This is a genomic window from uncultured Marinobacter sp. (genome assembly GCF_913055835.1).
In the GTDB taxonomy this organism is placed as follows: domain Bacteria; phylum Pseudomonadota; class Gammaproteobacteria; order Pseudomonadales; family Oleiphilaceae; genus Marinobacter.
This window is the reverse complement of record NZ_CAJXKQ010000014.1, coordinates 36890-52299: the sequence shown is the minus strand read 5'-3', so window position 1 is coordinate 52299 and position 15410 is coordinate 36890. Positions and strand designations below refer to the sequence as shown.

The 15410-nt window shown below is 56.7% G+C and carries 13 protein-coding genes; 5 read left to right on the top strand and 8 right to left on the bottom strand.

Annotation, left to right across the window (positions count from 1 at the left end; genetic code table 11):
* Positions 1–7 precede the first annotated feature (7 nt).
* Positions 8–769 (bottom strand): GNAT family N-acyltransferase, encoded by a 762-nt coding sequence (locus tag QZ534_RS09745; RefSeq protein ID WP_296934058.1) that lies wholly within the window; start codon positions 767–769, stop codon positions 8–10.
* 247 nt (positions 770–1016) lie between these two features.
* On the opposite strand from QZ534_RS09745, the gene QZ534_RS09740 reads away from it, so the two are divergent.
* From QZ534_RS09740 to glpK, 3 genes are all read left to right on the top strand, one after another.
* The gene (locus tag QZ534_RS09740; protein ID WP_088829104.1) at positions 1017–1754 is read left to right on the top strand and encodes a response regulator; all 738 of its coding nucleotides are present in this window, start codon (positions 1017–1019) and stop codon (positions 1752–1754) included.
* A gap of 7 nt (positions 1755–1761) precedes the next feature.
* Entirely contained in the window at positions 1762–3396 is a 1635-nt protein-coding gene (locus tag QZ534_RS09735) for an ATP-binding protein (RefSeq protein ID WP_366935816.1), read from the top strand.
* A gap of 257 nt (positions 3397–3653) precedes the next feature.
* Positions 3654–5132, top strand: coding sequence for a glycerol kinase GlpK (glpK, locus tag QZ534_RS09730; protein WP_296934056.1), 1479 nt, complete (start codon positions 3654–3656; stop codon positions 5130–5132).
* A gap of 2 nt (positions 5133–5134) precedes the next feature.
* Here the strand turns inward: glpK and QZ534_RS09725 are convergent, their stop codons facing one another.
* Both QZ534_RS09725 and argF read right to left on the bottom strand, forming a co-directional pair.
* Entirely contained in the window at positions 5135–6208 is a 1074-nt protein-coding gene (locus QZ534_RS09725; RefSeq protein WP_296934055.1) for an ABC transporter ATP-binding protein, read from the bottom strand.
* Positions 6209–6212: 4 nt separating this feature from the next.
* Entirely contained in the window at positions 6213–7127 is a 915-nt protein-coding gene (gene argF, locus QZ534_RS09720; protein ID WP_296934054.1) for an ornithine carbamoyltransferase, read from the bottom strand.
* Between the two features lie 237 nt (positions 7128–7364).
* Between argF and grxD the strand changes: the two genes are divergently transcribed.
* Positions 7365–7691 carry a Grx4 family monothiol glutaredoxin gene (grxD, locus tag QZ534_RS09715; protein WP_008176261.1) on the top strand — a complete coding sequence of 109 codons (327 nt, stop codon included), beginning with the start codon at positions 7365–7367 and terminating at the stop codon, positions 7689–7691.
* 12 nt (positions 7692–7703) lie between these two features.
* On the opposite strand, the gene QZ534_RS09710 is transcribed toward grxD, so the two are convergent.
* The 5 genes from QZ534_RS09710 to ccsA form a co-directional block, all read right to left on the bottom strand.
* Complete coding sequence (locus tag QZ534_RS09710) at positions 7704–8456, bottom strand: energy transducer TonB (protein ID WP_296934053.1); 753 nt, start codon at positions 8454–8456, stop codon at positions 7704–7706.
* Between the two features lie 5 nt (positions 8457–8461).
* Positions 8462–10693 carry a DUF1631 domain-containing protein gene (locus QZ534_RS09705; RefSeq protein ID WP_296934052.1) on the bottom strand — a complete coding sequence of 744 codons (2232 nt, stop codon included), beginning with the start codon at positions 10691–10693 and terminating at the stop codon, positions 8462–8464.
* 195 nt (positions 10694–10888) lie between these two features.
* The gene (locus QZ534_RS09700; protein ID WP_296934051.1) at positions 10889–11491 is read right to left on the bottom strand and encodes a Yip1 family protein; all 603 of its coding nucleotides are present in this window, start codon (positions 11489–11491) and stop codon (positions 10889–10891) included.
* A gap of 159 nt (positions 11492–11650) precedes the next feature.
* Positions 11651–12937: an HlyC/CorC family transporter gene (locus QZ534_RS09695; RefSeq protein ID WP_296934050.1), complete on the bottom strand. Its 1287-nt coding sequence runs from the start codon at positions 12935–12937 to the stop codon at positions 11651–11653.
* A gap of 87 nt (positions 12938–13024) precedes the next feature.
* Positions 13025–13831: a cytochrome c biogenesis protein CcsA gene (ccsA, locus tag QZ534_RS09690; protein ID WP_296934049.1), complete on the bottom strand. Its 807-nt coding sequence runs from the start codon at positions 13829–13831 to the stop codon at positions 13025–13027.
* A 182-nt stretch (positions 13832–14013) separates the two neighbouring features.
* Here ccsA and ffh point away from each other — a divergent pair, with 182 nt between their 5' ends.
* Positions 14014–15405 (top strand): signal recognition particle protein, encoded by a 1392-nt coding sequence (gene ffh / locus QZ534_RS09685; protein ID WP_296934048.1) that lies wholly within the window; start codon positions 14014–14016, stop codon positions 15403–15405.
* Positions 15406–15410: the final 5 nt, after the last annotated feature.

The window sequence follows — 15410 nt, the reverse complement described above, 5'->3', positions numbered from 1 at the left end:
CCCTGTTTCAGGACGCCGTGCGCATGAAATGCCGGCTGTAGCGTCCGGCCAGTTTGCTGACTTCCAGCAAGACCAGCAGGTCAGCACAGCGAAAATCCGGATCCCAGCAGGGTTCGCCGCAGACCCGGGCGCCCAGGCGCATATAGGCACGGATCAGGGCAGGGACGTCTACCGGGCGATCGTTGTCCCGGGTGTGGGTCAGGTGCGGCATTTCCCGGAGCGGTTTGACCAGAAAATCCGCATCGGCCAGATACTCGTTCTGGAGGTGGCGGGCGATGCGCCAGGCTTTCAGCCCTCCGTCCGACATGCCGATGCTGGCGCAGCCGATCATGTAATCAACGCCCCGTTCAACCAGGTACTCGGCCACTGCCGACCAGAGCAGGCTGATGGTGGCACCGTTGCGGTAGTCCGGGTGAACACAGGTGCGGCCAAGTTCGGCGATAGTGCCGGGAAGTTTTTCCAGGCTGCTCAGATCAAACTCGCCGGCAGAGTAAAAACCGCCAACGGCTTTTGTGTCTGCCTGGTGCAGGATTCGCGTGGTCGCTATCAGTTCGCCGGAATCCAGGTCGGTCACGATCAGGTGGTCACATACGGTGTCGAACTCATCAGCATCGATACCAGGCGTGGGTGCGCCCAGGTCGCTGCCATACTCTTCGGAGAATACCCGGTAACGCAGTCGCTGGGCCGCCTCCACCTGCTGCGGGCACCGGGTCAAGCCGGTTTTCAGGCGACGGGCGCTGCGGCGGGCTTTCGCGATTTGTGTGGTCATGGCGTCGTCTCTTTTGTTTCCATTTCCCGACAAGCCTATGAAGCCGGTATGACACATCGGTGACCAAGAGGTGACGTGTCTGTGACACCAGGGAATGAGTTGGCGGTTGCGGGAGCTGTGTCACAGGGTGTAACGAAGCAGCGGTTCCATGTATATTTCTGAATAGCATGTATAATTGCTGTTACAGCAGGTTGCCTGTATTGTCAGGTACACAGAATGACCTGAAACCGGAATAACAAAACCAGAGATGGATGGCGTGGAACAGACAAACGAAAGTTGGCGAATTCTGATTGTCGAGGACGACGAGCGGTTGGCAGAGCTTACCCGCGAATACCTTGAAAGCAACGGGTTGACTGTCTCCCTGGAAACTCACGGTGGTCCTGCGGTAGAGCGGATCCGCAACGAGCAGCCCGATCTGGTAGTGCTGGATCTGATGTTGCCGGGTGAAGACGGGTTGTCCATTTGCCGCCGGGTGCGTCCCTTCTATTCCGGCCCGATCATCATGCTGACCGCCCGTACCGATGATCTGGACCAGGTACTCGGTCTGGAAATGGGCGCGGACGATTACATTGGCAAGCCGGTCAAGCCTCGGGTATTGCTGGCACGCATACGCGCCATGCTGCGCCGGGTTACCGAGACGGGCCAGGGAGCCGGTGACGAAGCGAGTGGCGAAGAACCTGTGCGTCTCCAGTTCAACGATCTGGTTGTTGATCGCTCCATGCGCGAAGCCTGGCTGAATGATGAAAGCATCGACCTGACCAGTGCCGAATTCGATCTGCTCTGGTTACTGGCCAGCAACGCCGGCCGTGTTCTCAGCCGGGAAGAAATCTTCACCGCTTTGCGCGGGATTGAGTACGATGGCCAGGATCGCTCCATTGATGTTCGCGTGTCCCGGATTCGCCCCAAAATTGGCGATGACCCCATCCATCCGCGGCGCATCAAGACCGTTCGCAGCAAAGGCTACCTGTTCGTAAAGGAAGCCTGACGATTCAGTGTTTGGAGCCGGTGTGCCCCTCGCCCGCACACCGGTGTTCCATGCCAGGGTTGGTACCATGCCCCTGAAGTTCTTCCTCAAGCTCTATGCCCGCCTAGCCGGCCTGACAGCGTTGGTTGTTCTGTTCTGCGTTCTGCTGTTTACCGGGATCAACACGGTGCGCTCACAATTCTGGCACGAACGCTTTCCGGAGCCCCTGATGCGCTGGCTGGCGGCTGCGCCGGCACCAATACAACAGTACCATTGGCTGACCTCGACAGTGGATCTCCGCGTGGGGCCCCCTTCACGGTTCAATCTTTCCCCGGTGGCATTGGAGAGGCTTGGTTATGGCCAGGTGGTTGGTATCGAGAGTGATGTGGGGTATCGGGTTCTGGTAACCGGGCTTGCCGGAGAAGTTTTGCAGCTCCGCCTGAACGAGCCCTATCGGGACGTGTCAGAAACCATTGGGCTGATCTTTCGGTGGCATCTTGATTCAGCCCCGGCGGATGACCGTCTCAATGTTGCTTCTCAGATGGCCCGGTCTCTCGATGTTGAAGTTCACCCGCTGGACGATGCCGCTATGCTGCCGGACTCTGACGTTCTCGCTCAGGTCGCCGATCGTGGTCTTGCCTTTTACACCAACAAATCGGACGGTTGCGGCCGGGTGATCGTTCAGTTATCCGATGGCGAGCTGTACCGGATTGATATGCCGGCTGCGTTTAATGCGTGGGCCTGGCCGGTGGTTCTGCTGCTGGTTCTGGTGCTGGGTGGCGTGCTGGCCGTTGCTCTTTTCCTTGCGCTCCGGGAAGTCGACAGCAATCTCAGAACCGTTGAGTCCGTAGCGGTTCGAATCGCCCGTGGTGAAATGGGCGCCCGGGTTCAGACGGGTGAAGGAACCTTGGTTACCCGACTTGCTTCATCTTTCAATGGGATGGCCGAACACATTCAGCGCCTGGTGCAGGTGCAGCGGGAAATGATCCATGCCGTTTCCCACGAATTACGCACTCCGGTGGCCCGGATCCGCTTTGGAGTCCAGATGATTGAGGACTGCCAGGACCAGGCCGCGCTCCAGAAACAGCTGGATGGCATCGATGGCGATATCCAGGAGCTGGACGAGTTGATCGACGAGATTCTGACCTATGCCCGGCTGGAGCAGGGTGGCCCGGTATTCTCCCTTCAGGAAAACTCGGTCACCGATATCGTTCGTCAGGTGGTTTCCGAGCAACAGATGGTTCGGCCGGAGTTGAGTATTGAAGGTAATATTGATGAAAACTCCGAGCGCTGGGCGTTGTCAGATATTGAGCCCCGCTACCTGCATCGGGCGATCCAGAATCTGGTGGGCAACGCCGGTCGCTACGCTGCGGGCAAGGTGTTGGTAAGTTGCCACTTTGATGAGGACAACTGCCGCATAGACGTCGAAGACGATGGCCCCGGTATTCCGGAACAGGATTGGGAGAAAGTATTTACCGCGTTTGCCCGCCTGGATGACAGCCGTACCCGCACTTCCGGCGGCTATGGCCTCGGTTTGTCTATTGTCCGTCGGATTCTCTACTGGCACGGAGGGCACGCTTTCGTCAGCAGGAGCGACACACTTGGCGGCGCGAAATTCAGCCTGGTCTGGCCCAGGAAAAAGCCTGTTGACTCAATTGTGTGAAGCAGTACTCATCACCTCACCTGATGTAACACAGCGACTACACAAGCACTACTGAAGTTCCGCGCTGCCCGGTAAATAATAAACAGCGTAAGGGATGACTTTTGAGGTTGTAGTTCTTACGAACTTTCCTTGTTTCATTCGTCATTTGAGGGCCGGTTTTCCGGCCCTTTTTTTATGCCCTTTCCCAAATTCCGTGTCGATCACCCTTTCCCGGCTGCTCTGCTGTTAGAATCTCAGAAAACAACAGGAGGCCATCCATGACCCGTTATCTGCTCGCCATAGACCAGGGCACAACCAGTTCCCGAGCCATTGTTTTCGACCACACGGGAAACAGCGTTGCCACCGACCAGCAGGAATTTCACCAGTATTTCCCGAAAGACGGCTGGGTAGAGCACGATGCCCGGGAAATCTGGGACAGCACTCTTGCTGTCTGTCGCGGCGTTCTCGACAAAGCGGGCATTGAGGCCTCGGATCTGGCGGGCATTGGCATCACCAACCAGCGTGAAACGACGGTGATCTGGGACAGGGTAACCGGCGAGCCGATCTACCACGCCATTGTCTGGCAGGATCGTCGAACGGCGTCCTGGTGTACCAAACTGAAATCTGACGGTCATGAGGACATGGTTGTCGAGCGTACCGGGCTGTTGATTGATCCTTACTTCTCGGCCACCAAGATAGCCTGGATCCTGGATAACGTGGAGGGCGCCCGCAGCCGGGCTGAATCTGGTGAGCTGGCTTTCGGGACCGTGGACAGCTGGCTGCTCTGGAACCTGACCGATGGTAAATCCCACTATACCGATGCCACCAATGCCTCAAGAACCGCTCTATTCAATATTCACAGGCAGGAATGGGACGACGACCTCCTGAGCCTGTTTCGAGTGCCCCGGGCCCTGTTGCCCGAGGTTTTGGACAGCGCGGCAGATTATGGTACCGCCGAAGCGCGTTGGTTGGGCGCGGTCATGATTGCCGGGATTGCAGGGGATCAACACGCCGCTCTGGTGGGGCAGGCCTGCTTTCGCCCGGGCATGGCCAAGAGTACCTATGGTACCGGCTGCTTCCTTATGCTCAACACCGGTGATCAGGCGGTGCGCTCCGAAAACCGGTTGCTGACCACCATGGCCTATCGTTTGGACGGAAAGCCCTGTTACGCGGTGGAGGGTAGTATTTTTGTCGCTGGTGCTGCCATGCAGTGGCTGCGGGATGGGCTCAAGCTGATCGCCCACGCCAATGAATCGTCAGCTCACGCGGAGGCAGTCGGAGTCGATAATCCGGTGTATCTGGTTCCCGCGTTTACTGGCCTGGGGGCGCCTCACTGGGATCCTCATGCCCGCGGCGCAATCATGGGCCTGACCCGGGATACGGGAATCGGCGAGATTGTGACCGCCGGTCTGCAGTCCGTCTGCTATCAGACCAAGGATCTGGTGCGGGCGATACAGAACGACGGCGCCCGGCTTGAATCGCTGCGCGTGGACGGCGGTATGGTCGTGAACGACTGGGTGATGCAGTTCCTTGCCGACATCCTGAATGTCACGGTTGACCGGCCCCGGGTCACGGAAACAACGGCGCTCGGAGCGGCCTATCTGGCGGGGCTCCAGACCGGAGTTTTCGAAAGTCTTGAGCAGATTTCGGGGCTGTGGGAATGCGAGCGCCAGTTCCATCCGGAGATGCGCCCGGCCTTGCGGGAGTCATTATACGCTGGCTGGTTGGATGCCGTTGAACGCGTGTGCAACAACTAGCGTCAGGCGGTGCGCTCGAAGGCAATCAGGTGATCCGCCTCGACCCGCACCGGAACATGCTCGCCCAGATTGAAATCCAAATGGCTTCGGAACAGGGCTTCGAACTCCGTATCCTCGGAACACCGGAAACGGTACAGGGTCGAAGTGCCGGCAAAGGTTTTCTCAACCACCTTTGGTTGCAGTTCCGAGTCGGGGTCATGAACGATATCGTCGGGGCGAATCAGGACGTCCACCAGGGTGCCGGGCTCCCATTTGTAGGCCCGGTTTCCATGGATAACCCCCAGCTCGGATTCAATGGTGTCCGGCCCAAGGGCCGTGCCGGGGATAAATCCGCCCTGGCCCACGAAGCTCGCAACGAAACGATTCGCCGGTTCATGGTACAGGTTGTAGGGAACATCCCACTGCTGGATCCTGCCATCCCGTAACACCGCGACCTGATCGCACATGGCGAAAGCTTCCTGCTGGTCGTGGGTAACCAGGATGGCGCTGATGCCCAGTGTCTTGAGGATGTCACGAACATCCAGGCTTAGCCGCCGGCGCAAATCTGCGTCAAGATTGGAAAACGGCTCATCCAGGAGGATCAAGGTGGGCTCGGGTGCCAGGGCGCGGGCCAGAGCGACCCGTTGCTGCTGGCCGCCGGACAATTCATGGGGGTAGTTGTCGGCCAGGTCCTGCAGGTGCACGACGTTAAGCAGCTCCATGACCTTCTGGCGTTTTTCCGCTCTGTTCAGATTGCGCAGGCCAAACCCCACGTTGTCGGCAATGGTCAGGTGCGGAAACAGGGCGTAATCCTGGAATACCATGCCGATCCGCCGTTTTTCCGGGGGCAGGGTTCGCCCGGGCAGGCTGATGGCCTGGGACTGAAGGCAGATTTCGCCGCCGCTCAGCGGCAGAAAGCCGGCGAGGGCACGCAGTATGGTGCTTTTACCGCAGCCGCTGGGGCCGAGAAGGCAACCGATATCGCCATGGCTCAAGGCAAAGCTGACATCCTTGACCACGGAATCCCCGCCGTAGCCACAGGACAGGTTGTTGACTTCAAGCAGCCAGTCTGCCGGAGATTGCGCGGTTATGCTCATGAAGTCAGTCCAGCCGGTTCAGGATGAGAAATTCGAGCAGTGCCTTCTGTGCATGCAGGCGGTTCTCAGCCTCGTCCCAGACTACGGAGGCGGGATGCTCCATCATATCTGCCGAGATTTCCTCGCCACGGTGGGCAGGCAGACAGTGCATGAAGAGCGCGTCCTTGTCGGCCAGAGCAAGGAGCTCCGGGTTGATCTGGTAGCCACGGAACGCTTTTTCACGGGCCTTCTGTTCGTCTTCCTGCCCCATGGAGGCCCAGACATCCGTCACCAGAAGTTGGGCGTTGCGGGCTGCCTCTGCCGGATCCCGAACCACGTTGACCCTGTCTTCGTGACCTTTGATCATTGATTCGGCCGGTTCGTAGCCTTCGGGGCATGCAATGTTCAGGTTGAAATCAAACTGGGCGGCGGCATTGATGTACGAGTGGCACATGTTGTTGCCGTCGCCGATCCAGGCCACCGTGGCGCCACGAATGCTGCCCCGGTGCTCTCGGTAGGTCTGCATGTCGGCCAACAGCTGGCAGGGATGGAAATCGTCGGTCAGGGCGTTGATCACTGGCACCCTGGATGCAGCAGCGAAGCGCTCCACGGTTTCATGAGCAAAGGTGCGGATCATCACGGCGTCCACCATGCTGGAGATAACAATGGCGGAGTCTTCAATCGGTTCGCCGCGGCCAAGCTGGGTGTCCCTGGGTGACAGGAACATTGCGGAGCCACCGAGCTGGGCCATGCCGGCTTCAAAAGAAACCCTGGTTCGTGTAGAGGATTTCTCGAAAATCATCGCCAGAACCCGGTTTTTCAGGGAGTCCCGAACCTTGCCTTGCCGCCATTCGTTGCGCAATGCCGAGGCATGATCAACCAGGCTTTCAAGCTCGGTGGTTGTCATGTCATTCAATGTCAGAAAATGTCTTGCCGCCATGCAATGGCCCTTATCTCAACGAACCCCGCAGCTGGCGGGATTGCCTGAACGTTGGCTGAAAAATGGGGCATCAAGTCTAGCCCTTCGGAGCAGGTATGACAACGCTGTAACGGGGCTGGAACTGCCAGTGTTGCGCGAGGTCAAATCAGGGTGTTTGGTGAGGGGTTCGGCACCCGTGTACAATAGCGGCAAGAAAATTGCCGTGTGGCAAGACTGTTCCAACAGAGGTGAATGTTCATGGATATCAATGAAACCATTAAAAGCCAGCTCGAAGAAAACCCGATCATCCTGTACATGAAGGGTAGCCCCCAGGCACCCCAGTGTGGTTTCTCTGCCAAAACCGTACAGGCTGTAATGGCGTGCGGTGAGCGCTTTGCCTTTGTGAATATCCTGGATAACCAGGAGCTTCGTGAGGCTTTGAAGGTATATTCCAGCTGGCCGACCTATCCCCAGCTCTATATCAACGGTGAGCTGGTTGGCGGTTGCGACATCGTTCTTGAAATGTCCGAGAGCGGCGAACTGGCCAAGCTTGTGAAAGAGGCCGCGAAGCAGGCAGAAGCCTGAGATTGCCGCTGGTCAGAGTCGTTTCGGGGTGAATTGCAGTTCGACCTCGAAGCGGTTTCGGCTGCCGCCCTCGCGCGGCGGTTGGGGGTAGGGGCTGGCCGCCAGGGCAGCCCGATACGCCGCCTCGTCAATATTCTTGATACCCGTTGATCTCAGTACTCTTGCCCGTGTCAGGGCGCCATTTCCGAGTAGTTGCAGTTCCACTTCCATGACCACTGTTTTGGTCAGTTCCCTCATCGCCGGTACTCTCAGTTTCTCCAGTTCCCGGGCCAGGTGGATGGCCAGCTTGACCACGTAAGGGTCCAGTTCAGCCGGTGACTCTGTTATTCGGGTAACATTCTCTTCCTGGGGTTCAGGAGGCCGTTCTGGTTCCGCTCCCGCAGAGGTGCTGATGCTTGACTGTGCAGTTTCGCTTTCCCGCACGCTGGTATTGGTTTGCTCACTCGGTGTCGCGGTTTCCGACTGACGGCTGGTGACAATCTCCGGCTCCGGTGGGGATTCGGGGGCAGGGGGATCTACTTCAAAACGCGGAATTCGTGGTGCGTCCTGATTCGGGCTTGGGGTTTCAGATGCGGTGGCGACATTTGCAGGTACGCCAGGGGGCACCAGCTCGAAACGGAGGCTCTCTCTGTGCGAGGCCGTCTGTTCTTCCATGGGTGTGGGGATGCCTGAGAGCAACAGCGTGTGGAGGAAGAGTGCCAGCGATACTGCAAGCCCCAGCCGGTACGTGGCCGGCAGGGCATCAGGACTGCTTTTTTCAGGCATTGGCGTCAGGCGGTTTTGCTCCGCAGTGTGCCGACGACTGCATCCAGGGCCCGGTCGATCAGCGCGCCTTGCTCAAGCAGGGTCAGCCGACCACGTCGCATTTCATGGGCCAGTTCAATTCGGGTTTTCTCAATAACCTTCAGTCCCATCCGGTTCACAAAGACGAAACAGTCTGCTTCGTCAATGATGGCGGAGAGCTTGCACCGGAAGCTGGCACCGTTGACGAGGCGGAACTCGACCCAGTTGCCGATCTGAAGGCTATCTATCTGAGCAACATATTCAGACACGGCCGCGTCTTCCAGTTCTTGCTGTTTACTGGTTTGTTTATGGGCCTGGTTTTCTCCATCCTCCCCAGATACAGGTGCCGCATCTTGGCGCGGCTCAATCACTGCATTGGTTCGGAAAGCTTCGGCAAGCTCGTGCTTCAGTTGTCCCATCATTTCATCAAGCTTTGACGAATTGTAGGAAACTTCTTCAAGGCCTGACCTAAGTGACTTCAGCAGGCTTGGAACCACCCGCACCCATTGGTCCCTCTCATCATCCTCCTGATGGGGGTGTAAGCACCATATGAGATCATCAACAACTTTTACTGTCGAATTCCAACGATGCTCAACATCGTCGCGGAGGTAGGCAAGAAAAAGGACGCGGCTCCAACCGTTCATAAGAATATCGTGTACCGGTTGCGGCATCTTGTAGCGCGACACCTTCTCTTTCAGAAGGTTGTCGACAGTTTGTTGCGCAGCCTGAGACTTGATTCGGCCTCTTTCTGACTCCCGGGTACGCTGCTCAACAAGTGATGCCTTACGGTTTTCGCGCTCAAGAAACTCTTCGAACTCTTGGTTGAGTCTTTCAAACAGTGAAACGTCGCCATCAAATTCATTCAGAATACGTTGCACTATGTTGTGGATCTGGCCGTACAGCTTATCCTTTGACTTCTCGTCACTATTACTCCAGCCAATTCCTGCTCGGGCGAGCGAGTTGAGTAGCCGGCGAGCTGGATGGGTCGCCCGACTGAAAAAGCTCTTGTCCCGAATGACGACCTTCAGGATCGGGATCTGCAGTCGACTGATGAGAACCTGTACTGGTGCCGAGAGGTTGTAGTCGTCAAGGATGAATTCAAAAAGCATAGAGACGAGGTTGATCAGGTCTTCATCTACCTCGTTCAGTGCGGGTTGTCGCCCATCACCTTGGTCAGCCTCCTCCTGGAGAAGCTGGTGCACCAGCCGGCTCAAGTCGACACTTACCGGCTCGCCATCACTCAGGTCACTCTGGTTCTGCCAAGCAGGAGCGGCAAGTGGCAACGCATTGAGGAGGCTTGCCAGTTCAGAGTCCGCAATAACCCTCACCGCTGGGTCGGATGCTCGTGGAGGTATGCCTGCGTTGGCCCTTTGTAATGCGAGCATCTGGCGAATCTGCTCGAAGACGGCGCTGCTGCCTGCAGATTCTCTGTTGGCCTCCGGAGAGCCTGTGTCTGTTTTGCCGGGCTCGCCCTTACCCGAACCCGTGGTCTGTGTTCCGGGGGACTCATGCTGCTGGCCGGCTTTACCGTGATAACGGAAGTTCGGAATGATACCTGCCTGGATCAGTATGCGATTGGCTTCGTCCAGCAGCATGCCCAGGTTGGAGACAACATAGCGGTCAAACTGTTTCAGCAGGATCAGGCGTTCCCGAATCTGGATTTCCAGGGCCTGGATGGCCTCGGTGAAAGCGCTGCAAAGGTGCTCCGGGGCCATCGGATTCACTGGTGATTCGTCGGTGGCTTCCGGATAAACCTGGCTGAAACGAGTCTGGAGTTGAAGCAGAGGCCCCTGAAAGTGCGCTTTCGCCTTGGTGATCATGGCGTTGAGCGCGACCTGCTCTTCAAGATCGTCATTGCCAACCAGGGATAGAGTGTCTGCGCTGGCCTGCTTGCTCAGGTTTTCTTCCTGAAGCGGGCCGGTATGCGGTGGGTTGGCGAAGTATTGCGCAACGGTGTTCTGAAAGTGCCGCTCTACGCCCTTCCGTTTGATGCGTATTTCACGCATCGCTTCGAAATACCGGTTCTGTTCATTATTGCTGCGGGCATTGTTGGCCAATTCGAACAGTGAATCGTCGACGGCGTCGAAGGCGCCCTGCAGCAAATCACCGAGTCCGGCGACAACAGTGTCCCGGATGCGGGTGACCTCCGCAGGAACCGGTCTGTTACTTCCGGCTTCCCTGTGCTCGCGGAGGTAATGTATGCCGGACTGCTTGTTCATGGCAGACTCCTGTTTACGCCTCAACCGGATACATGACCGAGCGGGTAATCCTTGAATTCTCGTTATTGGTTAAATTTACCGCATTTTAGCTAAAGTTAACATGACCAAACGCTAACCTGGGAGCAAATTCAAAAAAACATGGGGTGCCCAACTGGCACCCTCATGCAGGTTACTGACTTGCCGAATAATGTGCGTTCAGCTTACATAAACCGGACCGATACCCATGCTCCAGATCACGACGCTGATGGCAAGCAGTGCGACAAACATAACCAGGCCCACTGTCAGGACTGCCGAGGCGAACATGAAACCCTTGTCCGCCGGAATCTTCATCAGGATAGGGAGGCCCTCATAAAGTAGGTAGACCGCGTAGGCCACGGCCACCAGGCCTGCCAGCATGTTCACCCAGATGTTCGGATAAGCGGCGATAACGCCAATCAGGAAAATGGGGGTCGCCGTATAGGCGGCAAGCGCAACACCTCTGGGTGTCCGTTCCTCCGCGTCGTAAGTGGCGGCGAAGAAATCGATGAACTTGCCGAGTACGAAGATCCCCGCAAGCATTGCCCCATAGAAAAGGACGGACAGCTGGAGTGCGCTGGTTACAGACAGTTTGGTGATCTGGCCATCTCCAATCTGCCAGCCTACCTGAGTAGTTCCGACGAAGCCGGCAACAGCCGGAATCAGTGCCAGCAGCAGAATGTGACCGGCATACAGCTTCGTGACGGATTCGGATTCGTTACGAATCGCCTCCCACTCCTGGTCAGGATGGGCGAGCAGGCCAAACGTGTGTGTCAGACTCATGGACGTATTCCTTTTGATTGTTTTTGTTTCGCACGCTCCTTCAGTCTTGGTGGGGGATCAGCGGGGGTCAAGCTGGCGGTTAAATTTTGATCTTTCAAGAACGGGAGGCGCTATAACCGGAGGGTCTATAGCGCCAGTCTCGGTGGGTGATATCGGATTTTATTGCTTGAGCGAAAGTGAACGCTTTTTTCGCTTTTTCGGATGCACGATAGCTGCTTTAACAACGTTGTCTTTGATTTGCAGCACCTCGACCCGATGACCATCCACTTTCAGGCACACGTTGGTGTCGGGAATGTTCTCAAGGGTTTCTGTAATCAGGCCATTGAGGGTTTTCGGCCCGTCGGTGGGGAGCTTCCAGCCGAGCGCCTTGTTGATAGTTCGCACGGCAGAGGTGCCGTCAATGATAAAGGTGCCGTTATCCTGGGGAATAATGTCGGGGCTGGTGGCGGCATAATCCGTCGTGAAGTCGCCGACGATTTCTTCAAGTATGTCTTCGAGGGTGGCGAGGCCCAGAACGTCACCATATTCGTCTACAACCACGCCAAATCTGCGGCGGCCCTTCTGGAAATTGATCAGTTGGGTGTTCAGGGGTGTGCTTTCCGGAATGAAGTAGGGTTCCTGGCAAAGCTGCATGATCATGGCCTTGTTGATTTCCTCCTGCTGGAGCAGTTTCGAAGCGCTGCGCAGGTGCAGTATGCCCTGAATGTTATTGATGTCACCCTTGTAGACCGGAAGCCGGGTGTGCTGGCTGCTGCGCAATTGACGCAGGATTGTGTCGGTGTCGTCCTCCAGATCGATACCGACCACTTCATTGCGGGGCACCATGATGTCATTCACGGTAACTTTTTCCAGATCCAGAATGCTGACAAGCATGTCCTTGTGTTTGGCTGGAATCAGGGCCCCGGCCTCGTTTACCAGGGTCCGGAGTTCTTCGCGACTCAGGTGGTCGTTGGCAGCATCTGCGGCGGAAACGCCCAGCAGCTTGAGTATGCCGCTGGTAAAAAGGTTTACGGACCACACAATGGGATAAAGAATCTTCAGCAGGGGGCCAAGTATGTAACTGGCGGGGAATGCGATTTTCTCGGGAAACAGCGCCGCGAGGGTTTTCGGAGTGACTTCTGCGAAGATCAGGATAACGATCGTCAGCAGGATGGTGGCGATCGCGATGCCGGCATCGCCCCACACACGAATGGCTATGACAGTCGCGATCGACGAAGCAAAGATGTTGACGAAGTTGTTGCCAATCAGGATGACGCCGATCAGCTGATCAGTGCGTTGCAGCAGACCCTGGGCACGCTTTGCACCTTTATGGCCGGTTTTGGCCATGTGTTTGAGACGATATCGGTTGAGGGACATCATTCCGGTTTCGGAGCTCGAGAAGAAACCGGAGAGAAGGATCAGTCCGACCAGCAGAATAAACAGCGCGGTAAGCGATGTTTCGTTCAAAAGAGGTGTCCTTATATTGCTGACAAGTAGCGAAAATAGGGTTTTGGCAAGCGTTGTGTCAAGAGATTACCAGGAGTTCAAGGCGGGTCAGCCGCCGCGCTGGAAAATCAGTTCCAGCACAAACTTGCTGCCGTAGAAGGCCAGCATCAGCAGCGCGCAGCCTGCGAGGGTCCACCGGCTCGCGGTGATTCCACGCCAGCCCTTGGTGTAACGGCCAATAAGCAGCGCTACGAAAACCAGCAGAGAGAGGATGGAGAACAAGGTCTTGTGAGCGAGGTTCTGGGCAAAAAGATCTTCTATAAAGAGGGCGCCAGTCACGATGGCCAGAATCAGCATCACTACGCCGGCCCATACCATTTCAAACAGTAGCGATTCCATGGTCTGCAATGGCGGCAGATTGCGAACCAGCAAGCTGTTGTAATTGTGCTTCAGTTGGCGATTCTGGAAGTAAAGAAGAACCGCCTGGATGGCCGCCAGGGTGAAGAGACTGTAGGCTGTTACCGAAAGCGCGATATGGGAGAGCATGCCATAGCTTTGCTCCGACACCAGTCTCGAAGGTCCATGGACAACCAGGGCAAGGATGATGGTAAGGCCGGCCAGGGGGTAGACGCCAAGGAACAGGCTCTGGACTGGCTTTTTAAGGTTCAGGCCTAGCAGCAGGAACACGATCAGCCAGGAAATAAGGACTGAGCTTTTGAAAAAACTGAAGTCGAAACCGCCGTCATGGTGGACCGTCTGGCCGATGAGAAGTCCATGGCTGGTCAGTGCGAGAACGCCAATCAGGGTGGTAATGGCAATATTGCTCTGAACCCGGCCCCTGAAATGCAGGGCTTGCAGCGCGGTACCAACGCTGTAAAGAAAAAGAGAGGTGACCGCGAGAATCAGCGTTCCCATGACTTCCTTATTAACCACTGTTCTGACTGAGGATCGGCGCCGGTTTGGGCCGATTTGACCGGGCTGGTCGTTTCAGGGCGATAGTCTGGTTATAATGTCGCGATTATGCAACTGGAATCAAGGAGTCGACGCAGGCTCTGTCGATTCACGCACTCAATTTATCCGGGGTACGGAAGAGCAACATGTTTGAGAACCTCCAAGACCGACTTTCCGGCAGTCTGCGCAAGATTTCCGGCCAGGCGCGCCTCACTGATGACAATATAAAGGACACTCTCCGGGAAGTGCGGATGGCGCTGCTGGAGGCGGATGTCGCATTGCCGGTAGTGAAGGACTTTGTTGAGGGCGTCCGCAAGCGGGCCATTGGTCAGGAAGTGCAGCGTAGCCTGACACCTGGCCAGGTCTTCGTGAAGGTAGTCCAGCAAGAGCTGGAGAGGGTGATGGGCGAGGGCAACGAGTCCCTTAACCTGAGCGTCCAGCCGCCGGCCGTGGTTATGATGGCAGGTCTGCAGGGTGCAGGTAAGACCACGACTGTAGCCAAGCTTTCCCGCTTCCTTAAAGAACGGCAGAAAAAATCCGTGCTGGTAGTCAGCGCAGATGTCTACCGTCCGGCGGCGATTCGTCAGTTGGAAACCCTCGCTGGCGAGGTGGGTGTCGAATTCTTCCCGAGCAGCGCCGATCAGGACCCCGTCGATATCGCCGAAGGTGCCATCGCTGCAGCCCGGAAGAAGCACATTGATGTGGTGATTCTTGATACCGCCGGCCGACTGCACGTTGATGAACAGATGATGGGTGAGATTGGTAGGCTGCATAAAGCGGTGAAACCGGTTGAGACCCTGTTCGTGGTTGACGCCATGACCGGTCAGGATGCGGCCAATACCGCCAAGGCGTTTAACGATGCCCTGCCACTGACGGGTGTGGTGCTGACCAAGACCGATGGCGATGCCCGTGGCGGTGCCGCCCTGTCTGTTCGCCACATCACCGGCAAGCCAATCAAGTTCCTGGGTGTTGGTGAAAAGTCAGACGCCCTTGAGCCGTTCTACCCGGATCGGGTTGCATCCCGCATCCTGGGTATGGGCGATGTGCTCTCGCTGATCGAAGAGGCAGAGCGCAAGCTTGACCAGAAGAAAGCGCAGAAGCTCACCAAGAAAATCAAGAAGGGCAAGAGTTTTGACCTGGAGGACTTTCGGGATCAGCTGCAGCAAATGAAGAACATGGGCGGCATTGGTGGCCTGCTCGACAAGCTGCCGGGCATGGGGCAGATGGCCCAGATGGCGCAGCAACAGGTGAACGATAAGTCCATGGGGCAGATGGAAGCCATCATCTGTTCGATGACGCCCAAAGAACGCCGCTACCCGGATGTGATTAACAATTCCCGCAAGCGCCGGATTGCCACGGGTTCGGGAACCCAGATCCAGGACGTGAATCGTCTGCTGAAGCAGCACAAGCAAATGCAGAAGATGATGAAAAAGTTTGGCAAGAAAGGTGGCATGGCGAATATGATGCGCGGCATGGGTGGCATGATGCCCCCTGGCGGCGGTGGAGGCGGTGGTATGCCTCCGTTTGGCCGTATGTAAAAAGC